Annotated in this window: 19 protein-coding genes; 14 read left to right on the forward strand and 5 right to left on the reverse strand. The window is 73.1% G+C overall.

All coding sequences use genetic code 11. The features are described from left to right. Positions 1-35: 35 nt before the first annotated feature. The 3 genes from ACFW1A_RS16865 to eccE form a co-directional block, all read right to left on the reverse strand. Positions 36-2,096 carry an AAA family ATPase gene (locus tag ACFW1A_RS16865; protein WP_380409718.1) on the reverse strand — a complete coding sequence of 687 codons (2,061 nt, stop codon included), beginning with the start codon at positions 2,094-2,096 and terminating at the stop codon, positions 36-38. Positions 2,097-2,215: 119 nt separating this feature from the next. Beyond that, positions 2,216-2,983: a hypothetical protein gene (locus ACFW1A_RS16870; RefSeq protein ID WP_380409720.1), complete on the reverse strand. Its 768-nt coding sequence runs from the start codon at positions 2,981-2,983 to the stop codon at positions 2,216-2,218. Between the two features lie 43 nt (positions 2,984-3,026). Further along, positions 3,027-4,292, reverse strand: a complete 1,266-nt coding sequence (gene eccE / locus ACFW1A_RS16875; RefSeq protein ID WP_380409722.1) for a type VII secretion protein EccE — start codon at positions 4,290-4,292, stop codon at positions 3,027-3,029. A 230-nt stretch (positions 4,293-4,522) separates the two neighbouring features. Here eccE and eccB point away from each other — a divergent pair, with 230 nt between their 5' ends. From eccB to ACFW1A_RS16905, 6 genes are all read left to right on the forward strand, one after another. Further along, positions 4,523-6,100, forward strand: a complete 1,578-nt coding sequence (gene eccB / locus ACFW1A_RS16880; protein ID WP_380409724.1) for a type VII secretion protein EccB — start codon at positions 4,523-4,525, stop codon at positions 6,098-6,100. Between the two features lie 201 nt (positions 6,101-6,301). Beyond that, a complete protein-coding gene (locus ACFW1A_RS16885) occupies positions 6,302-6,607 on the forward strand; it encodes a WXG100 family type VII secretion target (protein ID WP_380409726.1) in 306 nt (101 codons plus the stop codon). Positions 6,608-6,691: 84 nt separating this feature from the next. Then, positions 6,692-6,979 (forward strand): WXG100 family type VII secretion target, encoded by a 288-nt coding sequence (locus tag ACFW1A_RS16890; RefSeq protein ID WP_380409728.1) that lies wholly within the window; start codon positions 6,692-6,694, stop codon positions 6,977-6,979. 102 nt (positions 6,980-7,081) lie between these two features. Then, the gene (gene mycP / locus ACFW1A_RS16895; protein ID WP_380409730.1) at positions 7,082-8,338 is read left to right on the forward strand and encodes a type VII secretion-associated serine protease mycosin; all 1,257 of its coding nucleotides are present in this window, start codon (positions 7,082-7,084) and stop codon (positions 8,336-8,338) included. A 71-nt stretch (positions 8,339-8,409) separates the two neighbouring features. Continuing rightward, positions 8,410-8,925 carry a SigE family RNA polymerase sigma factor gene (locus ACFW1A_RS16900; RefSeq protein WP_380409732.1) on the forward strand — a complete coding sequence of 172 codons (516 nt, stop codon included), beginning with the start codon at positions 8,410-8,412 and terminating at the stop codon, positions 8,923-8,925. Between the two features lie 46 nt (positions 8,926-8,971). Then, positions 8,972-10,216 (forward strand): hypothetical protein, encoded by a 1,245-nt coding sequence (locus ACFW1A_RS16905; RefSeq protein ID WP_380409734.1) that lies wholly within the window; start codon positions 8,972-8,974, stop codon positions 10,214-10,216. A 55-nt stretch (positions 10,217-10,271) separates the two neighbouring features. Here the strand turns inward: ACFW1A_RS16905 and ACFW1A_RS16910 are convergent, their stop codons facing one another. Together ACFW1A_RS16910 and eccCa are read right to left on the reverse strand one after the other, a co-directional pair. Next, entirely contained in the window at positions 10,272-11,678 is a 1,407-nt protein-coding gene (locus ACFW1A_RS16910) for an APC family permease (protein WP_380409736.1), read from the reverse strand. Positions 11,679-12,185: 507 nt separating this feature from the next. Then, on the reverse strand, positions 12,186-16,133 hold the full coding sequence (eccCa, locus tag ACFW1A_RS16915; RefSeq protein ID WP_380409738.1) for a type VII secretion protein EccCa: 3,948 nt from the start codon (positions 16,131-16,133) through the stop codon (positions 12,186-12,188). A 152-nt stretch (positions 16,134-16,285) separates the two neighbouring features. Between eccCa and eccD the strand changes: the two genes are divergently transcribed. The 8 genes from eccD (at position 16,286) to dapA (ending at position 25,421) form a co-directional block, all read left to right on the forward strand. Beyond that, positions 16,286-17,743, forward strand: a complete 1,458-nt coding sequence (gene eccD / locus ACFW1A_RS16920) for a type VII secretion integral membrane protein EccD (protein ID WP_380409740.1) — start codon at positions 16,286-16,288, stop codon at positions 17,741-17,743. 130 nt (positions 17,744-17,873) lie between these two features. After that, positions 17,874-18,164, forward strand: coding sequence for a 30S ribosomal protein S15 (rpsO, locus tag ACFW1A_RS16925; protein ID WP_110668311.1), 291 nt, complete (start codon positions 17,874-17,876; stop codon positions 18,162-18,164). A gap of 441 nt (positions 18,165-18,605) precedes the next feature. Further along, positions 18,606-20,813 (forward strand): polyribonucleotide nucleotidyltransferase, encoded by a 2,208-nt coding sequence (locus tag ACFW1A_RS16930; protein WP_380409743.1) that lies wholly within the window; start codon positions 18,606-18,608, stop codon positions 20,811-20,813. Positions 20,814-20,915: 102 nt separating this feature from the next. Beyond that, on the forward strand, positions 20,916-22,265 hold the full coding sequence (locus ACFW1A_RS16935; RefSeq protein ID WP_380409745.1) for a M16 family metallopeptidase: 1,350 nt from the start codon (positions 20,916-20,918) through the stop codon (positions 22,263-22,265). A gap of 27 nt (positions 22,266-22,292) precedes the next feature. Next, entirely contained in the window at positions 22,293-23,039 is a 747-nt protein-coding gene (dapB, locus tag ACFW1A_RS16940; RefSeq protein WP_380409747.1) for a 4-hydroxy-tetrahydrodipicolinate reductase, read from the forward strand. After that, entirely contained in the window at positions 23,039-23,473 is a 435-nt protein-coding gene (locus ACFW1A_RS16945; protein WP_380409749.1) for a hypothetical protein, read from the forward strand. The genes dapB and ACFW1A_RS16945 overlap by 1 nt, the downstream gene beginning before the upstream one ends. 85 nt (positions 23,474-23,558) lie before the next feature. Continuing rightward, positions 23,559-24,293 carry an FAD-dependent thymidylate synthase gene (gene thyX / locus ACFW1A_RS16950; RefSeq protein WP_380409751.1) on the forward strand — a complete coding sequence of 245 codons (735 nt, stop codon included), beginning with the start codon at positions 23,559-23,561 and terminating at the stop codon, positions 24,291-24,293. Between the two features lie 228 nt (positions 24,294-24,521). Next, entirely contained in the window at positions 24,522-25,421 is a 900-nt protein-coding gene (gene dapA, locus ACFW1A_RS16955; RefSeq protein WP_380409753.1) for a 4-hydroxy-tetrahydrodipicolinate synthase, read from the forward strand. The last annotated feature ends 273 nt before the right edge of the window (positions 25,422-25,694 follow it).

A 25,694-nucleotide genomic window follows, 5' to 3' on the forward strand; every position in this document is an offset into this window, starting at 1 on the left:
GGTGGCGCCCCTCGTCCGTACCCGGGCGGCCGGGGTCACTGCTGCGGCGGCTGCTGGGTCCACTCCTGGGGCAGCGGCTGCTGGGGCGCGGCCTCCTGACCGGGACCGGCGGGCGGGTAGCCGTAGCCGGCCGGGGGCTGTCCGTGCTGCTGCTGCCAGGGCTGGCCGGGCGTCGGGGCGCCCCAGGGCTGCCCTGCGGCCTGGTCGGCGGGCGGGTAGCCGTAGCCGGCGGGGGGCTGGCCCGGCCACTGCTGCGGCGCGCCCTGCTGGGCCGCCTGCTGCCAGCCGCCCTGGGCCGCCGCCTGCTGGGCCCGGGCGATGTCCTCGCCGACCAGGGTGGCCAGCTCGAAGTAGGCCTCCCGGACCTTGGGCCGCATCATCTCCAGGTTGACCTCGGCCCCGGCCGCCAGGCTCTCGTCGAACGGCACCACCACGACGCCGCGGCAGCGGGTCTGGAAGTGGGCCACGATGTCCTCGGTGCGGATCATCTTGCTGGTCTCACGGACCCCGGAGATCACCGTGATGCTGCGCTGCACCAGGTCGGCGTAGCCGTGTGCGGAGAGCCAGTCCAGCGTGGTGCTGGCGCTGCTGGCGCCGTCCACGCTCGGGGTGGCGACGATGATCAGCTGGTCGGCCAGGTCCAGCACCCCGCGCATCGCGCTGTACAGCAGGCCGGTGCCGGAGTCGGTCAGGATGATCGGGTACTGGCGGCCCAGCACGTCGATCACCTGGCGGTAGTCGGAGTCGTTGAAGGTGGTGGAGACCGCCGGGTCCACGTCGTTGGCCAGGATCTCCAGGCCGGAGTTCTGGTCCTGCGAGGTGAACTGACGGATGTCCATGTAGCTGTGCAGGTGCGGGATGGCCGTCACCAGGTCGCGGATGGTGGCGCCGGTCTGCCGCTTGATCCGGCGGCCCAGGGTGCCCGCGTCCGGGTTGGCGTCGATCGCGATCACCTTGTCCTGGCGCTCGCTGGCCAGGGTGGCGCCGAGCGAGGTGGTGGTCGTGGTCTTGCCCACCCCGCCCTTGAGGCTGATCACCGCGATCTTGTAGCAGCTGAGGACGGGGGTGCGGATGATGCCCAGCCGGCGCTCGCGCTCGGCCTGGGCCGCCTTGCCGCCGAACCGCAGCCGCGGGGTCTGGCGCTGCTGCTTGGGCTGGTTGCGCAGCAGGCGGTCGGAGTTGAGCTCGACCGCGGCGGTGTAGCCGAGCGGGGCGCCGGGGGCGGGGGCGGGCTGGGCGCCGGGCTGCTGGAAGGCGGCGGGGGGCTGCGGCGCGGGGGGCTGCTGGGCGTGGCCGGGGGCCGGGTAGGGCTGGTGCGGCGGCCCCGGGTGCGCGGTGGGCTGCGGCCAGCCGCCCTGGCGGGGGTCGACGGGGTGGGCCGGCGGCGCGGGGGCCGGGGCGGGCTGGGCGGCCTGGGGCGGGTACGGGTACGGCTGGGCCTGCTGGGGGAAGACCGGCTGCGGCGCTTCCTGCGGCGCGGGCCAGGGAGTGCCGGGGGGTGCGGGCTGCGGGGCCGGGGCGGGAGCCGGGACCGGGTGCGGCTGGACGGGCTGCTGGGCGGCGGGCGGGTAGGCGTAGCCCGGGTACGCGTCGGCGGGCGCGGGCGCGGGCGCGGGCGCGGGCGGCTGCTCGGCAGCGGGCACGGACTGGGGGGCCGGGGCGGGCGCCGGAGCGGGAACCGGTGCGGGAGCGGGCACGGGTGCCGGAGCGGGCACGGGAGCCGGCCCGGGCGCGACGGGCGGGGCCATCAGGAACGTGCTCGGCTCGGCCTCGGCCGGCCCCGGGACGGGCGCGGGCGGCTGCTCGGCGGCGGGCACGGGCGCGGGCGCCGGAGCAGGAAGCGGGACGGGGGCCGGTGCGGGAGCGGGCAGCGGTGCGGGCACCGCCTCCACCGCGGGCACGGGAGCCGGAGCCGGCACCGGCGCAGGAGCCGCCGGCTCCTCGGCCGGCGCGGCCTCGGCCGCGGGCCGACCCACCGCCGGCGGCTCGCTCTGCGTGTACCAGGCCGGGGGAGTGTAGTCCGGCGCGTCCGACCAGTCGTCGTCGTCCTCTGCCGCGTTGTCGCCGACGTAGACGCCGTCCCGATCGCTGCTCACCTTGGGCTCCCTCGTGTTCGCCGCCGCTGTCCGCGGTGCCGTGGGCACCAGCCTAAAACCTTGGCCTTGCCAGGTTCACCACACCTTCGGCTCCCGATCCGAGCTGACGGATCCTCGGCTCAGTCCACCCGTCGGGCGGGCCCGAGCACCTGGTACTCGTCCGAGCCGGGCTCCAGCCGCACGTACTGGCGGCGCATCCGGGAGGCCCAGAGGGTGATGTCGTCGCTGAGGGTGGGCAGCGCGGCCACGTCGGCCGGGGCGAACGAGAGCACCCGCCCGACCAGCTCGGCCTCCTGCGGCGAGACCCGCTGCACGCCCACCAGGTCGGCCGCGTTCAGCACCCGGGAGGCGTTCGGTCCCAGGTAGGGCAGCACGGTGACGGTGGACTGCCACGGGCTGGCCGAGAGCCGGCTGCGCGGCGGCCGCGGTCCGAGGTCGCGCACCACCAGCACCGGCGCGGCCACCGAGGCGCCCTGCGCGCCGAGCCGTCCGATCTGGTGCACCGTCACGCACGGCTGCCCGCCGCCCGCGGCCTGCGCCATCGGCGCCCAGAGCTGCGGGCGCGCGGTCTCCACCGCGACCCGGGCACCGGTGGCCGCGGCCCGCAGCGCGATCAGCTGGGCGGTCCAGATCCCGCCGACCAGCACCACGTCGTAGGCGGTCGGGCGGAACAGTCCGAGCACCGCCGGGTGGCGCTCCGGGTCCTCGCCGATCAGCACCCCGTCGTCGCCGACCGGGAAGCAGAACGCGGCCAGGTCGGCGGGCTCCAGCACGTGCCGCTCCCGGCGCGGACCGCGCAGCCCGAAGCCGGGCCGGATCCGGCGGGCGGGCCGGCCGGTGGCGGCGCCGGCCTGTGCGGCCGGCCCCGAGTAGGTCTGGTAGGCCATCAGGCGATCCCTCCCGGATGCGTGGTCGTCGGCCGAAGGTCCGTCACGCCGTCCCGCCCAGCGGCAGCGTCGCCAGCACGCCGGGTGCCTGCTCCTGGTCCAGCCGGGAGAGGCCGAGCCCGACGCCCTGGGCGCGCTGCTCCAACTGGCGGCCGTACTGGGTGGCGTCGTCCTCGCTGCGGGCCACCACCCGCACGTACCCGCTGACCGCCACCGACTCGCCGGTGCCCGGCCGGGCGGTCAGGCTGAACGCGCTGGCCAGCGCCGGGGTGCCGGTCAGCAGGTTGACCAGGTCCGGGGCGAAGACCCGGCCGGCCGCGCCGGACGGGCGGCTCAGCTGGGGCCAGCGGGAGATCCAGTAGGTGGTGTGGAAGCGGTCGTCCACCCGCCAGTACCGCCGGCTCTCCTGGGTCCGCCGGGGCAGCTGCCCGCCGCCGCCGCTGCCCTGCCGGCCCGCGGTGGCCAGCGGGTTGGCGCAGGTGGCGATGGACAGGGCGGCGATCAGTTCGCGCTCGTCCAGCACGGTGGCGGTGAAGCCGGCGCCGTTGAGCCGTCCGGCCAGCTGGTCGGTGACCCGCTGCAGCGCCTTGCGGGCGCCCTCCTCGCCGCCGCCGCGGGCCAGCACCGCGGTGGCCGCGCGCTCCGGGTCGAGCTTGAGCGCCACCCAGGTCAGCCGCAGCGCGGGGGTGCCGGGGCCGGCCGGCAGCTGCCGGTAGCCGCGCGCGGCCAGCGACTGCTCGGGCAGGTGCGGCGCCGGGGCGGGCTGGGTGTGCTGCACCAGCTGCACCGACTCCAGCGCGATGTCGTCCACCCGCAGCGCCGAGCAGAGCAGGTCCAGCGGCAGCGGCAGTGCGGTGCGCACCGGCCGCAGCGGCTGGTCCTTGGCCTGCACCAGCAGCACCGAGGTGAGGAAGGTGCCGTCGCCGATCATGCCGGTCTCCCGGCGGATCGGGCGCCCGGCGCCCAGGTCGGTCTCGGTGGCGTGGGTGCAGGTGCGCAGTGCCGGGTCCAGCTCCAGTGCCGGGGCCAGGCCCGGGTCGGTGCCCGGCGGCACCACGACCGCGGCGTACCGCCGGCGGGCCCGCTGGGCCGAGCGGATCCGCAGGGCGTCCGGCAGGGTGCGTCCGCGCACCGGAACGAGCGCGAGCACCAGCAGCAGCGCGGCCGGCACCGCGAGCCCGACGGCGGTCATCCGGTTCACCGTCCAGCCGACCGCGACCAGCGCCACCGCGACCTGCACCAGCACCAGTTGCTGCAGTCGCAGGCGCCCGCCGAGCAGGCCGGGGCGCGGGTGCACCTTCACCGCCACCGCGTCGCTCGTCCCGGTGGCCGACCGAGCGCCGCGTTCCGCCCGGCGTCGCCCCGGAGCCGTCTGCCTTCGCATCCCCCGCGTGACCCTCTCTGATCGGCTGTCACGGCCCGGCTGGCCGGGTGCTGAACAGTACCCGTACCGTACTCACCGTCTGCGGCATCGTAGAGGGTTGGGCCGCGACAGGATCCCGCGGGCGGGGCACTGGCACAGGGGAGACGGGGTTTCGGATGGCATCACGGCGCGACGAACTGAACGCGTACACCTTCGCGCGCAAGCGGACGGTGGGCGCGTTCCTGCAGCCGGCCGGCGGCGGCAGCGACGAGGACGCGCCGCGCCCGATCCGCGCGATCGTGCCCTCGCTGGTGGCCGGCGCGCTGGTCATGGCCGGTTTCGGGATCTGGGGGATGATCAAGCCCAGTGCGCCGGTGGGGTGGGACGACGGCAAGAGCGTCATCGTCGGCAAGGACTCGACGACCCGCTACGTGGTGCTGCCCGGGCCGGACGGCACCAAGGTGCTGCACCCGGTGATCAACATGGCCTCGGCCAAGCTGGTGCTGCCGGCCGACTCCAAGGTGGTCTTCGTCGCCGACTCGGTGCTGGACAACTACAAGGACCACGGCCCGACCATCGGCATCCCGTACGCGCCGGACAAGCTGCCCACCGCCCAGGACGCGGGGCAGAACAAGAAGTGGTCGGTCTGCGACCGCCCCGGTGCCGACGACGACCACCCCAACCAGGGCGTCTTCATCGCGGCCGGTGCCGAGGCGGACACCCTGGGCCGCAAGGACCGGATGCTCGGCGGCGGCCAGGCGCTCTACGTGCAGGGGCCGAAGGAGAACGGCGCGGACGGGCCGCAGTTCCTGGTCGACCCGCAGGGCCGCAAGCACCTGCTGGGCACGCCCGGGATGAGCCAGGTCGACATGCGGGCGCTGCAGGTGGCGCTGTTCGGCACCCCGGGCAAGCCCGAGCACGTCACCCAGCAGTGGCTGAACACGCTGGCCGACGGCAGCCCGATCGTGTTCCCGACGGTGCCGGGGCTGACCGGCACCAAGACCCCGTCCGCCGTGAAGCTCTCCGACCCGGCGCAGCGGTTCGTCGGACGGGTGGTCAGCTCGGGGGACGCGTACTACGTGGTCGGCACCGACCGGCTGTACCAGGTGACCGCGTTCACCGCCGAGCTGATCGAGAAGAACCCGCTGACCGCGGTGGCGTACGACCAGCAGGCGCCCACCGTCGGCACCATCACCCCGGCCGACAACGCCGGCTACACCCGCGACTTCGACACCAGCGGGCCGCTGGCCAAGGTGCCGGACTGGCCGACCGCCAAGCCCGGCCCGGCGCTGAACGGTGCCGACTCCGGCGCCGACCGGGTGGTCGTCTGCTCCACGTTCGAGGGCATGTCGACGTCCGGGGTGCAGCGCTCGGTCTGGGCCGGCACCGACTTCCCCGCCCCCTACACGCCGGGCACCGCGACCGCGCACGTCAGCCCGGGCCACGGGCTGTTCTACCGGGCGATGGACAACGGCACCCAGGGCTCCGGCAGCGACTTCCTGATCACCGAGACCGGGCTGCGGTACGCGGTGACGGCCAACGACGACGGCCCGGCGGCCACCCCCGGCGCCGACCCGTCGCAGGCGGCCCAGGCGGCCCAGGCGGGCGGGGCGACCCCGCAGACCAACGAGGCGCAGGCCCGGCTCGGCTACAAGGACGACGTGCCGGTCCCGGTCCCCAAGCCGTGGTCCGACCTGGTCCCGCAGGGCCCGGTGCTGAACACCAAGACCGCCACCCAGGCGCAGAACTCCTGAGCCGCCGAACCGACTTCTGACGCGTGGTCAGCGACCCGTGGCCGCAACGTCATGGCTTGGTAACCATCGGCTGCCCGGTGTTGGGCCGGTCGGTACCGGCGGCTACAGTGCTCCGCAGGCATCACACCGTGGTGTCCTTCGGGCCGGACGGGTGACCGGACCTGGCCCGATGATGGTCTGTCTCATGGGGGACGGTGGAGCATGGCTGGTCAGTTCACGACGACCGCCGAGGAGATGACGGCCTTTTCGGGTCGGATCGCCCAGGTCAACTCGCAGGTTCAGCAGGAGATCCAGAAGCTCAACAGCCTGATCGGCGACGTCGCCGGTGGTTGGACGGGCGAGGCTGCGACCGCCTACCACCAGTTGCAGGACCGTTGGAACGAGGACGCCAGCGCGCTCAACAAGGTGCTGGAGGAGATCCGGCAGGCGATCGACGCCACGACCAAGAACTACTCCGCGACCGAAGACCACCAGCGCTCCTCGATCAGCGGCGTCCAGGGCGCCTGAGCCCGCCGCCGCCGGCGCTGAGTCGATTCCGGGCAGCCGACACGGGGGCGTGCCCGGTCCACCTCTTCCTCGCTAGGAGTCACCATGGAGATCAAGGTCCATTTCGAGACCATCTCGAACGCGGGCACCACTGTTCGTCAGAGCGCCACCACGATCCAGCAGCAGCTGGACGACCTCAAGGCCGGCGTCGCCAAGATCGCCGCGTCCTGGACCGGTGCGGCGCAGGAGGGCTACCAGGCCCGCCAGCGGATCTGGGACCAGAAGGCGGCCGACCTGCACACCACGCTGCTGCAGATCGCCTCGGCGCTGGACAACGCGCACCAGAGCTACACCCACACGGAGAACTCCAACCGGGCGCTCTGGGAGGGCTGACACCGCCGCCCCGGGTCGGGGTGCGGTGCTGTTCGCAACGCCAAGCGGGCGTCCACCTCGGACGCCCGCTTCGGCTGTGTCAGGCAAGGCGGAGGGTGGGCAGTGGAGTTGAAGCGCGCACTGGGGCGCACGGGGGCGGTCGCGGCGGTGCTGGGCGTGCTCGCGGCCGGGTCGCCGGCCCGCGCGGACGGCCCGGCCGACGTGCACTGGTCGCCGCTGAGCATCTCGGCGGCCGGCAACTGCACCTTCCCCGCCAAGGACGTGGCCGCCACCCCGTGGGCGCTCCAGCGGGTGCTGCTGGACCAGCTCTGGCAGGGCGGTCGGACCACCGGCAAGGACGTGCTGGTCGCGGTGATCGACACCGGCGTGGACGACCGCAACCCGCAGCTGCAGGGCAAGGTGCAGGACGGCGGCACCCTGCTGATCGACAAGAGCGCCACCCCGCCGGCGCCCGCCCAGGGCGGCGCCAAGACCGATCCGGTGGGCCACGGCACCAAGGTGGCCGGGATCATCGCCGCCGGCCACCGCGACGGCGTCGGCTTCGTCGGACTCGCGCCCGACGCCAAGATCCTGACGATCCGCCAGAACGACGACGCGGGCAACGGCGACGTCACCACGCTGGCCCAGGCGATCACCTCCGCGGTGGCCCGGGGCGCCCAGGTGATCAACATCTCGCAGGACGTGCGGGCCACCGGCAGCAGCGGGGACTTCGGCGACGGCGGTGCGCTGCGCCGCGCCGTGGAGGGTGCCGAGCAGGCCAACGTGGTGGTGGTCGCGGCCTCCGGCAACGACGGCCAGGACGGCACGACCTACCCGGCCGGCTACCCCTCGGTGCTCGCGGTGGGCGCCTCGGACCGCAACAACGAGCGGGCCTCCTTCTCCGAGTACGGGGACTTCGTCAAGGTGGCCGCCCCCGGCGTCGACATGCTCTCCACCGTGCCCGGCGGCGGGCAGTGCGTGGACAACGGCACCAGCTTCGCCGCCCCCTACGTGGCCGGCGTGGCCGCGCTGCTGCGCGGGGAGCACAAGGACTGGACGGCCCGGCAGATCCGGGCCCGGATCGAGCAGACCGCCCAGCGGGTGGAGCGCGGGCCCACCAAGTACCTCGGGTGGGGCGTGGTCGACCCGGTCAAGGCGGTCACCGACACCGACCCGCCGACCGCCGACCCGGTGGCCGACCCGGCGGTCCGGCTGGCCGGCGCACCGATCGTGCCGCAGCCGCTCGGCCTCGGCGAGACCCAGGCCGACCGCGACCGGCGCACCGCCACCTACGTGCTGGGCACCGGCGTGCTGCTGGTGGCGCTGCTGTTCGGCGGCGCCGTGGTGCTGCGCGACCACCGTCGCGGCCGGTCGGACTGACCGGCTGTAACATCCCGCCCGCCCCACCGCGTCGTTCTGAGTGACGGGACGGTTCGAGGGCGGGGGCAAGGGTGAAGCTGATCGGTTCGGCACGGGCGGCCAGGGAGCAGGAGTACCTGGAGTTCGCCGCAGCCCGCACCCCGCAGCTCTACCGCTCGGCCTGCCTGCTGGCCAGCGGGGACACCCACCTGGCCGAGGACCTGGTGCAGGAGACGCTGGGCCGGATGTACGCGCACTGGGGCCGGCGGATCGACAACCCGGCCGCCTACGCGCACACCGTGCTGGTCCGGGTCTTCCTCACCCACCAGCGCCGCCGCTCCAACGGTGAGCGGCCCACCGGCGAGCTGCCGGACAGCGCCCAGCGCGAGGGCGACCCCGCGCTGCGGCTGACGCTGCTGCAGGCGCTCGGCCGGCTGTCCGCCCGGGACCGGGCCGTGCTGGTGCTGCGCTACTGGGAGGACCGCTCGATCGAGGAGACCGCGGACGCGCTGCGGGCCAGCTCGGGGGCGGTCCGGACGCAGAGCAGCCGGGCGCTGGGCCGGCTGCGCGCGGTCCTGGGCGACTCGCTGGCCGACCTGCCGCGCTGACCCGTCACCTTGATCCGTTCGATCGACCGAGAGAGGGTGGGAACCCATGCCCGCAGCCGAGCACGAGGACGAGCACGCCGACCTGATCGACGCGCTCGGCCGGGCCGGCCGTCCGTTCGGCACCGAGACCGCGGACCTGGTCCGGGCCGGTGCGGTGCGCGGCCGGCAGCTGCGCCGGCGGCGCGCCGCCGCGCTCACCGGCGCGGTGGCGGCGGTGGCGGCGGCCGCGGTCGGCGGGACCCTGCTGATCGGTGCCGGCCTGCCGCACCGGACCGCCGGGCCGGCCGCTCCGAGCCCACTGGCGAGCCTGAGCCTGACGCCGACCCCCTCGGGGCCGTCCGGCGACCAGGTGCTGGCCAAGCTGCGCTCGCTGCTGCCCCCCGGGCAGGTCAGCCAGACTCACGCGCGCACCACCAGCAGCGACGGCCGGCCGATGCCGCCCACCGCCGATCTGGTCCTCGACGACGGTCACGGGAAGTCGTTCATCCGGATCGCGCTGAACCGGCTGCCGCGGGAGGCGGCCACGGGGTACCTGAGCTGCCCGCCCGCCACCGCGGTGGAGGCCTGCACCTCGACCGTGCAGTCCGACGGCTCGGTGCTGACCGTCCTCCAGGGCCACGAGTTCCCGGACCTGCGCAAGCCCACCAAGCTCTGGCAGGCCGCGCTGTTCACCCCCGACCTGGGGCTGATCGACCTGGCCGAGGTCAACGCGCCCAGCGAGAAGGACGACCCGGTCTCCCGGACGGACCCGCCGCTCACCCCGGCGCAGCTGTCCGCGATCGTCACCGCCGGGAGCTGGCGGCCGCTGCTGGACGTCCTGCCGCGCCCGCAGGGGGCGGGGCAGTCGGCCCGCGGGGTCCCGACGGGGGACGCGATGCTGGACACCCTCGGCACGCTGCTGCCGCCGGGGCTGACCACCGGCGGCGGGGTGGGCGGGAACCTGGAGGGCTACGCGACGCTGTTCGCCGGTGACCCGGGGACCTCCTGCCAGCTGGTCGTCCGGGTCGAGGACTGGAGCAAGCAGACCGCCCGGGACCCGCGGTTCGGGTCGGTCCAGGCGCCGCCCGGCGGCCCCGCGGTCGTGGTGGAGCACCCGGACGCGCCCGCGAACGGCGGTGCGGTGCGCGCGAGGGCGACGGCGTGGTGGCCGGACGCGACCCTGGTGGCGGTCGAGGTGCAGTACTGCAGCGACCGCGGCCAGGGTGGCGGCAAGGCGGACCCGCTGCTCACCGACGCCCAGCTGCGCGCGATCGTCGCGGCCCCGGTCTGGCGGCTGCGCCCGGCGGGCTGACACGCCGAACGGCCCGGACACCCCCAGCGGGTGTCCGGGCCGTTCGGTGGCGGGATCAGAGCTGCTCGTCCTCGGGGAGGGTGATCACCCAGCGGGACTCCTGGCGCGGGCGCAGGTAGAACACCCAGTAGAGGGAGGCGGCCACGGTGATCGCGCCGGTCCAGATCAGCGCCGTGGTGTCCAGCTGGGTCAGCACGTAGCCGAGCACCACGATGAGCAGCACCGGCAGCACCGGCCACAGCGGCTGGCGCCAGGCCGGGGAGCTCTTGTGGGCGCCGCGGCGGGAGAGCAGGGCGGCGACCGCGACCAGCAGGTACAGGGCGGCGACGGCGACACCGGTGATGTTGGTCAGCAGCTGGCCGGGGACGAAGCACAGCGCCGCGCCGGGGACGCCGACCGCCAGGGTGGAGACCCAGGGCGCGTTGAACCGGTTCAGGGTCCCGAAGGCCTTGTTCACCGGCTCCGGCCAGGCGCGGTCGCGGCCGGAGGCGAAGAGCACCCGGGAGTTCTGGATCACCATGACGATGCCGGCGTTGATGATCGCCAGCGCGATGCACAGGCTGATGAAGGTGCCGACCGCCGAGTTGCTCCAGCCGGAGACCATCGCGGAGATGTCGCCGCCGGTCAGGGTGGCCAGGTCGGGCGCGCCCACGGTGATCGCGACCACCGGGACCAGGATGACCACGGTGGACAGGCCCAGCGTCCACAGCACGGTGCGGGCCACGTTCTTGCGCGGGTTCTCCAGCTCCTCGGACAGGTAGATCGCGGTGGAGAAGCCCTGGGTGACGAAGAGCGCGGTGCCCATCGCGGCCAGGATCGCGGTCAGGCCCACCCCGCTGGTGGCACCGGAGGAGTCGGCCAGCACGCCGTGGAGCATGCTGCTCGCACCGCGCTGGCTGTGCGCGAAGCCGAGGAAGGAGACCACGCCGGCCGCGATCACCTCCAGCACCAGGAAGATGCCGGTGATCCAGGCGTTGGCGCGCAGGTCCAGCAGGCCGGCCACGGTGGCGGCGAGCATCACGGCCGCGCCGGCCACCGCCGGGCTCAGGTGGACGATCGGGGCCAGGTAGGCGGCGGTGCCGATCGCGATGACCGACGGGACGATCATCACCACGATCAGTGACTGGATGAAGACCAGCCAGCCGGCGAACCGCCCGGCCAGCGTGCCGACCATCGCGTACTCGCCGCCCGCGCTCGGGATCAGGGTGCCCAGCTCGGAGTAGGCGAAGGCGACCGCCACGCAGATGATCGCGCCGATGCCGATGGTCAGCGCCGTCGCCGTGCCCAGCGAGTTGAACAGGGTGGGCACGAGGACGAAGAGCGAGGAGGCGGGGGTGACGCAGGAGAGCGTGAGCAGCGTTCCGCCCACGACGCCCAGCGAGCGGTTGAGCTTGCGCGGGGCGTCGGCGGTACTGACCGTCACCGTGGGGGCGGTGGCGGGTGGGCGAAGCGTGTCGGTCATGGGAGGGAGTCCGATCGGCTCAGCGCTGGGGGGCGCGGTCCTGTGCGGTGCTGGGGATCGGGAGCGGCTATCGCCTCCGGAGGGGGGTCGCCTGGGGTGTGGTGGTGTCGCTCCCGAGTGGCCAATGGTGCGGGGGTGTATGGGTTGCGTCAATCTCGCTCGGCCTTCGGAATCCGTTGCGAAGGAGCGCATGACCATCCAATCCGATGCCTGCGAACCACCCCGGGGATGGATGTCCGAACTGTTAGCTTTGGCCGATCGGGCATGAATCAAAGGTAGAAGACTTTTCAACCAAATGATTCGAAGGTCACCTCTTGCACATGTATGCCGTGGCACAGGCGTGCCGAACGGGGCTCCGCGGCCGCGACGGCCGTCGCACGGCGCGACGACATCCGCAGCGACCGACGGAAAACTCGTCGATAACTTTCCGGTCCGCGGACGCCGGGAGCCACGAGGGGCCGGGTGCGACTGCGCACCCGGCCCCTCGTTGATCACTCTCCGTGACTACTACTGCGGCGGCAGCCAGCCCGTCTGCACCATCTGCCCGCCGGTGATCCGGCGGGAGACGAAGACGCCGCGGCCCGGCGGCAGCGCCTGCGGCTTGGCGGCGCCCAGCAGCGCGCCCTCGTCCCGCGGGCCGGACAGCAGCACGCCCTGGCCGCCCAGCTCGCGCATCCGCTGCATCACCGGCTCGAAGAGCGAGCGCCCGGCACCGCCGGCACTGCGCGCGATGATCACCCGCAGGCCGATGTCCCGGGCGAACGGCAGGAACTCGGCCAGCGGCGACAGCGGGTTGCCGGAGGCGGTGGCCACCAGCTCGTAGTCGTCCACGATCACGAACATGTCCTTGCCGCTGTACCAGCTGCGGTTGCGCAGCTGCTCGGCCGTGACGTCCGGGCCCGGCAGCCGGCGGGCGCAGGCCCCGCGCAGCATGTCCACGATCGCGGTCATGGCCGGCTGGGCGGCCGCGTACTCCACCAGGTACTCCGGCGGCACCGCGCCCAGCAGTGCGCGCCGGTAGTCGCCGACCACGATGCCGGCCTGGTCCGGCGTGTACCGCTCGGTGATCTGCTTGATCAGCATCCGCAGCACCGCCGACTTCCCCGACTCGCTCTCGCCGAAGACGATGAACAGCGGGTCGGTCTCGAAGTTGACGAAGACCGGTGCCATCTCGACCTCGTCCACGCCGAAGGCGACGCCGCGCTCGGGGTGCTCGAAGCCCTTCGGCAGGGCGTGGCCGTCCAGCACCGCGGGCAGCATCCGCACCTGCGGGGCGCGCGGCCCGGTCCAGGCCGCGTTGACCGCCTCCACCAGGCCGGCCACCCCGGTCACCAGCTCGTCCGTGCCGGTGACGCCGTCCAGGCGCGGCAGCCCGGAGAGGAAGTGCAGCTTGGCCGGGGTCAGCCCGCGCCCGGGGGCGCCGGCCGGCACGTTCTGCGCCACCTTGCGGTCGATCTCCGACTCCATCGAGTCGCCCAGCCGCAGCTCGGTGCGGTTCTGCAGCAGGTCCTTGAGCGCCGGGCGGACCTCGGCGTAGCGGGCCGCGGTGAGCACCACGTGCACGCCGTAGCCCAGGCCGCGCTGGGCGATGTCGTTGACCACCGGCTCCAGCGCCTCGAACTCCTGGCGGAAGGTGAGCCAGCCGTCGACGACCAGGAAGACGTCGCCGAACTGCTCGTCCGGCAGCTGCCCGGCCGCGCGGCGGGTGCGGTAGGTGGCGATCGAGTCGATCCCGGTGGCCCGGAACAGCTCCTCGCGCCGGTTCAGCACCCCGTGCACCTCGCTGATGGTGCGGCGCACCTTGTCCAGGTCGAGCCGGCCGGCCACGCCGCCGACGTGCGGCAGCTCCTGCAGCGACTGGAAGCCGCCGCCGCCGAAGTCCAGCAGGTAGAACTGCGCCTCGGCCGCGGTGTGGGTGAGCGCGAAGCCGGCCACCATGGTGCGGATCAGGGTGGACTTGCCCGAGCGCGGACCGCCGACCACCAGGCCGTGGCCGGCCGCGCCCGAGTAGTCCTGGTAGAGCACGTCGCGGCGCTGCTCGCGGGGCCGGTCCACGATGCCGACCGGCACCACCAGGCGGCCCAGCGCCCCGAAGTCCGGCGAGGTCAGCCCGCGCTCGGGGGTGGCCACCAGCGGCGGCAGCAGCTGGTCCAGGCTGGGCGGCAGGTCCAGCGGCGGCAGCCAGACCTGGTGCGCCGCCGGTCCCTGGCCCGCCATCCGCTGCACGATGACGTCCAGCACGGTGTCCACCAGCGCGTCGTCCAGCTGCTCCGGCTCCGGCTCCACCTCCTCGGCGGGCAGCTCCAGCACCGGCACCTCGGCGGCGGTGAAGAGCACCGGCCGGGCCCCCGTCACCCGGCCGCTGGACCGCTGCTGGCCGGGCGCCCGGTACGGCCCGGAGACGTAGGCCGCCTTGAAGCGGTCCATCACGTCGGTGCCGAACTTCAGGTAGCCGACGCCCGGCACCGGCGGCAGGTGGTAGGCGTCCGGCACGCCGATCGCGGCCCGCGACTCGGCGGCCGAGAAGGTCCGCAGACCGATCCGGTACGAGAGGAAGGTGTCCAGGCCGCGCAGCTTGCCCTCCTCCAGGCGCTGCGAGGCCAGCAGCAGGTGGACGCCGAGCGACCGGCCGATCCGGCCGATCTGGATGAACATGTCGATGAAGTCCGGCTTGGCGGTCAGCAGCTCGGAGAACTCGTCGATGATCAGTACCAGCGAGGGCATCGGGTCCAGCGCCGCGCCGGCCGCCCGGGCCCGCTCGTACTCGTTGAGGTTGGCGTAGTTGCCGGCCGACCGCAGCAGCTCCTGGCGGCGGTTCAGCTCGCCCTCGATCGCGTCCCGCATGCGGTCGACCAGGGTGAGCTCGCCCTCCAGGTTGGTGATCACCGCGGAGGTGTGCGGCATGTCCGCCATGCCGGCGAAGGTCGCACCGCCCTTGAAGTCGGCGAGCACGAAGTTGAGCACCTCGGAGGAGTGGGTCATCGCCAGGCCCAGCACCAGCGTGCGCAGCAGCTCCGACTTGCCGGACCCGGTCGCGCCGACGCACAGGCCGTGCGGGCCCATGCCCTCCAGCGCGGCCTCCTTGATGTCCAGGTGCACCAGCTCGCCGTTGGCGCCCACCCCGATCGGCACCCGCAGCCGCTCGTGCTGGGCGCGCGGGCGCCAGGTGCGGGTGACGTCCACCGAGCCGGCGTCGCCCACGCCCATCAGGTCGGTGAAGTCCAGGTTGGACAGCAGCGGCTCGTCGTCGCCGCCGGCCGAGATCCGGTACGGGGCCAACTGCCGGGCCAGCGCCTCGGACTGCCAGGCGGTCAGGGTGTCGGGCGCGCCCGAGTAGGAGGCGCCGGAGGCGGACTGCAGCAGCAGCTCCCGCGGCGAGACGGTGACCAGCAGGTGCCCGGTCGGCTCGTCCAGCTCGCCCGGCACCACCTCGATCACGGTCACCCCCTGCACGCCCTCCGCGCCCGCCAGCAGCGAGTCGTGCGGGACCGAGGCGCCGTCCAGCACCACCACCACGTGCGGCTGGTCCGGGGCCGGCTGGGCGTCCCGGACGAACCGCGGCCGCCCGGACAGCTCGTCGGCGAGCAGCTGCTCCAGCTCGCCCAGGCCCGCCGCGATCAGCCGGCGCGAGCCCGCGCCGTCGTCCTGCTTGCGGTGCTGGGTGTGCGGCAGCCACTTCGTCCACTCCCACTCCTCCAGCGCCCCGGGCGCGGCGGCCACCGCCACCACCAGGTCGTCGGGGGAGTGCAGGGTGGTCAGCTGGGCGACCATCGCGCGCACGTTGCCGTACACGGTGTCCGGGTCGCCGCAGACCGTGATGTGGTAGAAGGCGCGCAGCGAGACCGCCAACGGCAGGTCCTGCAAGGTGCCGTGGGCCTGCAGGAAGGAGCGCATCGCGTCCGCGGAGAGCGGCTCCAGCTCGTCCATCGGCGCGGTCTGCGGCGCCACCAGCGGGGTGCTCAGCTGCTGCGGGCCGCGGCCGAGCCGGATCTGGGCGAAGTCCGGGTCGCTCGGGCGGCGCTCCCACAGCCGGCGGCCCTCGGCCACGATCGACCAGAGCTGGTCCGGCTCCGGGTGCAGGTAGAGCTGGGCGCCGCGCTGCCGCTCGGCGGTGCGGCGGACCTGACGGCGCATCTGCTGCAGGTACTTCAGGTAGTCGCGCCGCTCGTCGGCCAGTCCCGCGCCGCCGCCCTTGCGGGCCCGGACCAGCTGGGCCACGCCCATGCCGGCGGTGGACGCCAGCATCAGCACGCCCATGATCTTCATCATCGGGGCCGCGCCCGGCATGAAGAAGAACGCCGCCGAGCCGCCCATGCCCAGCATCGGCAGCAGGCTCATCATCCAGTCGTCGCCGCCGCCACGGGCCAGCTCGGGCGGGGCGACCAGCTCCACCGCCTCCTCCGGCACCGCCGGCGGGTAGGCCCGGGCCGGACGCTTGACCGTTACGACACTCATGTACCGCCCTCGACTGACCGGTCGCATCGCGCAGGTGGCGCCCCTGTGACTGCCTCGCCCCCGCCGCCGACCGGGCGATCCTACCGAGGGCCTCGCGCGCCGGGGCAGACGGTAGGGTGACGCACCACCAACAGCAGCGAGGGGGAGCACCGTTGAGTACGAACGCAACGACCGGCTTCTGCCGGGTCACCGTGGTGGCGCCGGACAGCCGGATCGATGTGGCGCTGCCGGAGGACGTACCGCTGGCGGACATCTACCCAGAGGTGCTGCGCCTGTCCGGCCAGACCCAGGGCGAGGGCGCGCCCACCGGCTTCCACCTGGTGCGCCGGGACGGCTCGGTGCTGGACAGCGGTCTGCCGCTCAACGCCCAGCAGGTGCGCGACGGCGACCTGCTGAGCCTGCGTCCGTTCGCCGAGTCGCTGCCGCCGGCGGTCTACGACGACGTGGCCGACGCGATCGCCAGCGCGGTGGAGGCCGACCGCCGGTTCTGGAGCCCCGACCTGATGCGGGCCTTCGGCCTGATCGGCGCCGCCCTGCTGATCGTGCTGCTCGGCTTCGCGCTCTGGTTCGCCGACCTGCGCCATGACATGCACGGCCTGCCCGGCGTGCTCTCCGGGGTGACCGCGGTGCTGCTGGTCGGCTTCGCCGGGGTGCGCGCACGGGTCTACCAGGACCACGCCGCCGCGCTGGCGCTGGGCGTCGGTGCGCTGCCGCACGCGCTGATCGCCGGCACCGGGGTGATCGCGGTGGCGCACCCCGGCGGCGGGCCCGGCCGGCTCCAGTTCCTGGTCGGCTGCGTGGCCGTGCTGGTGGTCTCGGTGCTGCTGGTCGGACTGCTGCCGGAGCGGGACTCGGTCTTCGTGGCGGCCGCGGTGCTCGGCACCGCCGGCACCCTGTCCACCTTCGCCGCGGTGCTGCTGACCGGTACCCCGGCCAGTCACATCGCCGCGGTGGCCGGCGTGGCCGCGCTGGCCGCGATCGGCTTCCTGCCGGCCCTGTCGGCCCGGTTCGCCCGGCTGCCGGTCGGCTTCAGCGCCCCCGGCCAGGCGCGCACCCGCTCCGGCCGGCTCGGCGAGGAGCAGACCCGGGCCGAGGCCGTGCAGTACGAGCGGATCGCGCACCAGGCCCGGCGCGGGCACGAGGTGCTGGTCGGCCTGGTCGGCGGCTCGGCCGCGGTGATCGTCGGCGCCTGCACCGTGCTCGGGTTCAGCGACGCGGTCTTCGCCCAGCTGCTGGCGCTGGCGCTGGGCGTCTCGACCATGCTGCGGGCCCGGCTGTTCCGCTACACCGCGCAGGTCTTCAGCCTGACCGTGGCCGGCCTGCTCGGCCTGGCGCTGCTCATCCTGGGCCTGGCGCTGCACACCCCGCTGTTCATCCTCAAGGCCACCAGTGCCACCGCCGTCGACCTGCGCACGCTCTGGCTGGGCGGCTCCATCGCGGCCGGCGCCGCGCTGCTCACCGCGATCGCCCTGGTGGTGCCGCGGCTGGGCGTCTCGCCGTTCTGGGGCCGGGTGCTGGACCTGGTGGACAGCCTGCTGCTGATGTCGCTGGTCCCGCTGGCGCTGGCGGTGCTGGACGTCTACGCACTGGTCCGCGGCACCACCGGCTGAGCCGCCCTTGACGCCGGCCGGGAATCCCGGTCGGCCCGGCGGTGACCGGCTGGTACCCTTGGCTGTCCGAGTCGTGGAAGTTTCCTGTGCCATAGACCAGGAGCGCTCGGAAAACCCCGAAGGAGTTCGCGTGGCTCTCGCTGCCGACGTCAAGAAGCAGATCATCGCCGAGTTCGGCCAGAAGGAGGGCGACACCGGCTCCCCCGAGGTGCAGGTGGCCATGCTCTCCCGCCGCATCTCGGACCTGACCGAGCACCTCAAGTTCCACAAGCACGACCACCACAGCCGTCGTGGCCTGCTGATCCTGGTCGGCCAGCGTCGCCGCCTGCTGCAGTACCTGGCCAAGAAGGACATCGAGCGCTTCCGTGCGCTCGTCGACCGCCTGGGCATCCGCCGCGGTGCCGCCGGCGGCATCCGCTAGTAGCGCCCCTGGGGCGGCTCCCCTCCGGGGAGCCGCCCCTCGCGCGTACCCGACCGCAGTACATTTCCGGTTCGCCTCCCGGGGCGGCCGAGATTCGCACCGTAGGGTTGTGGGCATGTCGGGTGGTGGCGCACACAAGCGCCGCACCCACGCCGCCAAACAACCGACCGCGGGCTGCAGGCTTCAAACGGAAGCCGCCCGCATCCAGGAAGAGCGCCCATTCGCCGGGGCGGACCGAACCGCCCGGACGAAGCACGCCGACACCACGTCAGGCCGGACCGCCGCGAGGCGCCGGTCCTCGGTAGTGGCCGCCGGGAGTCCCGCAGACCGAAGCGGGAGCACCCGGAGGCTTCGATCGAAGACCGGCCCGGCGGGTCAGGGCCGACGGTGGTACACGCGGGGGCGCTCTCCCGGAGACGTACGAAAGAGGAGATCTTCCAGGTGGAAGAGAACGTGTTCTACGCCGAGGCCGTGATCGACAACGGTTCCTTCGGCACCCGTACCATCCGCTTCGAGACGGGCCGGCTGGCCCGCCAGGCCGCCGGCTCCGCCGTGGCCTACCTGGACGACGACACCATGGTGCTGTCGGCGACCAGCGCGTCCAAGCAGCCGAAGGAGCACTTCGACTTCTTCCCGCTGACCGTCGACGTCGAGGAGCGGATGTACGCCGCGGGCCGGATCCCCGGCTCGTTCTTCCGTCGTGAGGGCCGCCCCTCCGAGGACGCCATCCTGACCTGCCGCCTGATCGACCGCCCGCTGCGCCCGTCCTTCGTCAAGGGCCTGCGCAACGAGGTCCAGGTCGTCGTGACCGTCATGGCGCTCAACCCCGACCACCTGTACGACGTGGTCGCGATCAACGCCGCGTCCGCCTCGACCCAGCTGGCCGGCCTGCCGTTCTCCGGCCCGATCGGCGGCGTCCGCGTCGCGCTGATCAAGGGTCAGTGGGTGGCCTTCCCGACCCACTCCGAGCTGGAGGAGGCCGTCTTCGACATGGTCGTCGCCGGCCGGGTGCTGCCGGACGGCGACGTCGCGATCATGATGGTCGAGGCCGAGGCCACCGACAAGACCATCAAGCTGGTCGCGGGCGGCGCCGAGGCGCCCTCCGAGGAGGTCGTGGCCGGTGGCCTGGACGCCGCCAAGCCGTTCATCAAGGTGCTGTGCGAGGCCCAGGCCCGCCTGGCCGCCCAGGCCGCCAAGCCCACCGGCGAGTTCCCGGTCTTCCTGGACTACCAGGACGACGTGCTGGCCGCGCTGACCGCCGCCGTCAAGGACGAGCTGGCCAAGGCGCTGACCATCGCCGGCAAGCAGGAGCGCCAGAACGAGCTGGACCGGGTCAAGGCGGTCGCCGCCGAGAAGCTGCTCCCGGAGTTCGAGGGCCGCGAGAAGGAGATCAGCGCCGCCTACAACGCGCTGACCAAGAAGATCGTGCGCGAGCGCGTCATCAAGGACAAGGTCCGCATCGACGGCCGCGGCCTGACCGACATCCGCACCCTGGCCGCCGAGGTCGAGGCGATCCCGCGGGTGCACGGCTCGGCGCTGTTCGAGCGCGGCGAGACCCAGATCCTGGGTGTCACCACGCTGAACATGCTCCGCATGGAGCAGCAGCTGGACACGCTCTCCCCGGAGACCCGCCGCCGCTACATGCACAACTACAACTTCCCGCCGTACTCGGTCGGCGAGACCGGCCGGGTGGGCTCGCCCAAGCGCCGCGAGATCGGCCACGGCGCGCTGGCCGAGCGGGCGATCCTGCCCGTGCTGCCGACCCGCGAGGAGTTCCCCTACGCGATCCGCCAGGTCTCCGAGGCGCTGGGCTCCAACGGCTCCACCTCGATGGGCTCGGTCTGCGCCTCCACCATGTCGCTGCTGAACGCCGGTGTGCCGCTCAAGGCCGCCGTCGCCGGCATCGCGATGGGCCTGATCTCGCAGGACATCGACGGCGAGACCCACTACGTCGCGCTGACCGACATCCTGGGTGCCGAGGACGCGTACGGCGACATGGACTTCAAGGTCGCCGGTACCCGCAACTTCATCACCGCGCTGCAGCTGGACACCAAGCTGAACGGCATCCCGGCCTCCGTGCTGGCCGCCGCGCTGAAGCAGGCCAAGGACGCCCGCCTGCACATCCTGGACGTGATGAACGAGGCCATCGACACGCCCGACGAGATGTCGCCGAACGCGCCGCGGATCATCACCATCAAGATCCCGGTCGACAAGATCGGTGAGGTCATCGGCCCCAAGGGCAAGATGATCAACCAGATCCAGGAGGACACCGGCGCCGAGATCACGATCGAGGACGACGGCACCATCTACATCGGTGCCTCCGACGGCCCGGCCGCCGAGGCCGCCCGGACCACGATCAACCAGATCGCCAACCCGACCATGCCGGAGGTCGGCGAGCGCTACCTGGGCACCGTGGTGAAGACCACCACCTTCGGCGCCTTCGTCTCGCTCATGCCGGGCAAGGACGGCCTGCTGCACATCTCGCAGATCCGCAAGCTCGCCGGTGGCAAGCGCGTGGAGAACGTCGAGGACGTGCTCGGCGTCGGCGCCAAGGTGCAGGTCGAGATCGCCGAGATCGACCCGCGCGGCAAGCTCTCGCTGATCCCGGTCATCGAGGGTGAAGAGGGCGACGAGGCCGCGTCCGAGTGACGCGGCGCTAGCCACCCCCGCGGCCCGTACGCCCCTGGCGGCGTACGGGCCGCACCCTGTTCTCCCCTCCGGTGTCTGTTCTTGCGCGAAAGAAGGAAGCCCGTGGCCCAGGCCTCGGCGACGAACCAGCGTCCCGGCAGTACCCGAACCCTGCTCAAGGGCCTGGACGGCGCGGGCACGGTGCGCCGCACCGTCCTCCCCGGTGGCCTGCGGGTGGTCACCGAAACCCTGCCCACGGTGCGGTCGGCCACCTTCGGCATCTGGGTCGGCGTCGGCTCGCGGGACGAGACCCCGCAGCTGAACGGTGCCACCCACTACCTGGAGCACCTGCTCTTCAAGGGCACGGCCCGGCGCTCGGCGCTGGACATCTCGGCCGCGCTGGACGCGGTGGGCGGCGAGATGAACGCCTTCACCGCCAAGGAGAACACCTGCTACTACGCGCGGGTGCTCGACACCGACCTGCCGCTCGCCATCGACGTGGTCTGCGACATGCTCACCGGATCGCTGATCCGCCCGGAGGACGTGGAGGCCGAGCGCGGCGTCATCCTGGAGGAGATGGCGATGGCCGAGGACGACCCGGGCGACGTGGTGCACGACCTGTTCGCCAAGGTGATCTACGGCGACGCGCCGCTCGGCCGCCCGATCCTGGGCACCCAGGAGACCGTCACCTCGCTGAGCCGGGACCAGATCGCGGGCTTCTTCAAGCGCCGCTACAAGCCGGAGCACCTGGTGGTCGCGGCGGCCGGCAACCTGGACCACGCGGCCGTGGTGAGGCAGGTCAAGGCGGCCTTCGCGCCGCTGCTGGAGCGCTCCGCGGCGGCGCCCGCCGAGGCCCGCCGCGGGATCCGCGCGGTGCGCACGGCCGGCCGCCTGGAGGTGCTGAACCGGCCCACCGAGCAGGCCCACCTGGTCCTCGGGGTGCCCGGACTGCCCCGGCACGACGAGCGGCGCTGGGCGCTGGGCGTGCTGAACGCCGCGCTCGGCGGCGGGATGAGCTCGCGGCTCTTCCAGGAGGTCCGGGAGAAGCGCGGCCTGGCCTACTCGGTCTACTCCTACTCGTCCTCGTACGCCGACTCCGGCCTGTTCGGCATCTACGCCGGCTGCCAGCCCAAGCGGGTCGAGCAGGTGCTGCGGATCTGCCGCGAGGAGCTGGACAAGGTGGTCGCCGAGGGGATCACCGAGGAGGAGCTGAGCCGGGCGATCGGCCAGATCTCCGGCTCCACCGTGCTGGGCATGGAGGACACCGGTTCGCTGATGAACCGGATCGGCAAGGCCGAGCTGGCCTACGGGCAGCACCTGTCGGTGGACGAGATGCTGGCGAAGATCTCCGGTGTCACCCTGGCCGACGTGCACGCGGTGGCCCGTGATGTGCTGGGGGCGCACCGGCCGTCGCTGGCCCTGATCGGCCCGATCGCCGACAAGCGGGCGGCCACGCTCGCGGCCTTCCTGTAACAGACACAGCTGGGAGTGAGGACAGAGATGACCCTGCGCGTCGCCGTCATCGGCGCCACCGGACGGATCGGCTCCGAGGCCGTCAAGGCGGTGCAGGCCGCCGAGGGCCTGGAGCTGGTCGCCGCGCTCGGCCGCGACAGCGAGCTGGGCGAGCTCACCGCGGCCGACGCGCAGGTCGCGGTCGAGCTGACCCACCCGGACGCGGTGATGCGCAACCTGGAGTTCTGCACCGCCAACGGGATCCACTCGGTGGTCGGCACCACCGGCTGGACCCCGGAGCGGCTGGACCTGCTGCAGGGCTGGCTGAAGGCCGCGCCCGGCGTCGGCGTGCTGATCGCGCCCAACTTCTCCATCGGCGCCGTGCTCACCATGCAGTTCGCCCAGCAGGCGGCCAAGTACTTCGAGTCGGTCGAGGTGGTCGAGCTGCACCACGACCGCAAGGCGGACGCGCCCAGCGGCACCGCCACCCGCACCGCCCAGCTGATCGCCGCCGCCCGGGACGCGGCCGGCCGGCCCCGCCAGCAGGACCCGACCACCCACGCGCTGCCCGGCGCGCGCGGCGCCGACGTGGACGGGGTGCCGGTGCACGCGGTGCGGCTGCGCGGCCTGCTGGCGCACCAGGAGGTGCTGTTCGGCGACACCGGCGAGACCCTGACGATCCGCCACGACTCGCTGCACCACAGCTGCTTCATGCCGGGCATCCTGCTGGGCGTGCGCAAGGTGGTCGAGACCCCCGGGCTGACCTTCGGGCTCGAGAACTTCCTGGACCTGTGATGACCTCGCGCACCGGGTTCTTCGTCCTGGCGGGGGTGCTCTTCTTCGTCGCGCTGATCTGCGTGCTGGAGGGGGTCCAGCTGATCGCCACCGGCAAGCCGGCCGGCATCGGCATCGGGATCTGCGCCTTCGTCATCCCCGGCATCGGGGTCTGGTTCCTCCGCCAGACCATCCGGTTCGGCCGCACCACCGAGGAGATGTCGCGCCAGCTGGAGGCCGAGGGCGGCCTGCCGGTGGACGAGCTCAAGCGCACCTCGGGCGGCCGGATCGACCGCGACTCGGCCGACGCGGTCTTCGCCAGGCGGCAGGCGGAGGCCGAGGCCGAACCCGGTGACTGGCGGGTGTGGTTCCGCCTGGCCGTCGCCTACGCCGATGCGGGGGACACCCCGCGGGCCCGCAAGACCATGCACCACGCCATCAAGCTGCGCGGCTGATGCCAGGTACTGCCAGTGACTACCACTACGGTCCTGGTAGCGCCCTAGGCTGCTCGCGAGAATGGCTCGGAAAGAGGAGTAACGCGTGACCGACGCACAGGGGACCGACCCCGCGTTCCGCAGCGACGTGACGGTGGAGCTGGTCCGCAGCGCCGCCACCGACACCGACGTCCTGTGGGCGGCCCGGGTGTCCACCGCCGGCGAGCAGTCCCTGGACGAACTGCAGCAGGACCCCGAGAAGTCCAAGGGCCTGATCAACTTCCTGATGCGGGACCGGCACGGCACGCCGTTCGAGCACAACTCGATGACCTTCTTCGTCAGCGCCCCGATCTTCGTCTTCCGCGAGTTCCACCGGCACCGGGCCGGCTGGTCCTACAACGAGGAGAGCGGCCGCTACCGCGAGCTGCAGCCGGTCTTCTACGTCCCGGCCGAGGAGCGCAAGCTCGTCCAGGTCGGCCGCCCGGGCAAGTACGAGTTCCACGAGGGTTCGCCCGGTCAGCACAAGGCCGTCCGCAGTGCGATGGAGCGGGCCTACACCGAGGCGTACGCGGCGTACCAGGAGATGCTCGCCGAGGGCGTCGCCCGCGAGGTGGCCCGGGCGGTGCTGCCGGTGGGCCTGTTCTCCTCGATGTACGCGACCTGCAACGCGCGCTCGCTGATGCACTTCCTGTCGCTGCGGACCAAGGACGAGCGGGCCAAGGTGCCGTCGTTCCCGCAGCGCGAGATCGAGATGGTGGCCGAGCAGATGGAGGCCCAGTGGGCCCGACTGATGCCGCTCACCCATGCGGCCTTCAACGCACACGGCCGGGTCGCACCCTGACCTGGGCCGATAGGCATATGGGCGCATCGGTCCGGCATGTCTGGATTGCGACGGAATCGGGCGCTCCCTAGGCTCAGGACACGGATTCCGGTGCTGCTTGAACCCCCGAGCAGGTAGCACCGGAATCCTATGGTTTGTCGCCTTTCTGGCCCCTCGTCAGGGGGTCCCGTGTCCGAACCCTGGACCGGACTCCCAGCCTCCTCATCGGCTACGAGTATTTTTGGACCCATGGCTCCGACCTCCACTCCGCACGCTCCCTTCGGCCGGGTCCTGACCGCGATGGTGACCCCGTTCACCGCCGACGGCGGGCTCGACCTCGACGGCGCCCAGCGCCTGGCCTCCCACCTGGTGGACCTGGGCAACGACGGCCTGGTGCTGAACGGCACCACCGGCGAGTCACCGACCACCAGTGACGCCGAGAAGGCGCAGCTGGTGCGCGCCGTGGTGGAGGCGGTGGGGGACCGCGCGCACGTGGTCGCCGGCTGCGGCACCAACGACACCGCGCACAGCGTCGAGCTGGCCCGGCAGGCCGAGGCCGCCGGTGCCCACGGCCTGCTGGTGGTGACCCCGTACTACAGCAAGCCCCCGCAGGAGGGGCTGTACCGGCACAACGTCGCGGTGGCCGACGCCACCGGACTGCCGGTGATGCTCTACGACATCCCCGGCCGGTCCGGCGTCGCGCTGAGCCACGAGACCCTGGTCCGGCTCGGCGAGCACCCCCGGATCGTGGCCAACAAGGACGCGAAGGGCGACCTCGCCGCGGCCTCCTGGGCGATCGCCCGGTCCGGGCTGGCCTGGTACTCCGGCGACGACATCCTCAACCTGCCGCTGCTGTCGGTCGGAGCCGTCGGTATGGTCAGTGTGGTCGGCCACCTGGTGGCCGACCGGTTGGGCGAGCTGGTCGAGGCGTACGGTGCGGGTGACACCGCGCGGGCCACCGCCGTGCACCAGAGCCTGCTGCCGGTCTACACCGGCATGTTCCGCACCCAGGGTCTGATCCTCACCAAGGCCGCGCTCGGCCTGGCCGGCCACCCGGCGGGTCCGGTCCGGCTGCCGCTGGTCGACGCCACACCGGAGGAGATCGCCCGCCTGAAGGAGGATCTCGCCGCAGGCGGGGTACACCTGTAACGACACGACGTGCGCGCCCCCGGATCGCCGGACCCCGCAGCCGCCAGCGGGGCCCGTCGCCGAACCGGAGACGACCGGCGCGAGGCACAAGAACGAGCCGCTCGGTGACGAGCGGACCGACCTGACAGGTACTGACGAAGCCGCGCGCCCTATTCCGGGGGGGCGAAGACCCCCCCGCAAAATGCGCGCTGCCTGAACGGACAGTGGGTTTAGCCACACACAAACTGAACGCGGCGCGCCGGCCCCCAAGCCGGCGAACGCCATCCGCAAAAC

Source organism: Kitasatospora sp. NPDC058965 (assembly GCF_042741245.1).
GTDB lineage: Bacteria > Actinomycetota > Actinomycetes > Streptomycetales > Streptomycetaceae > Kitasatospora.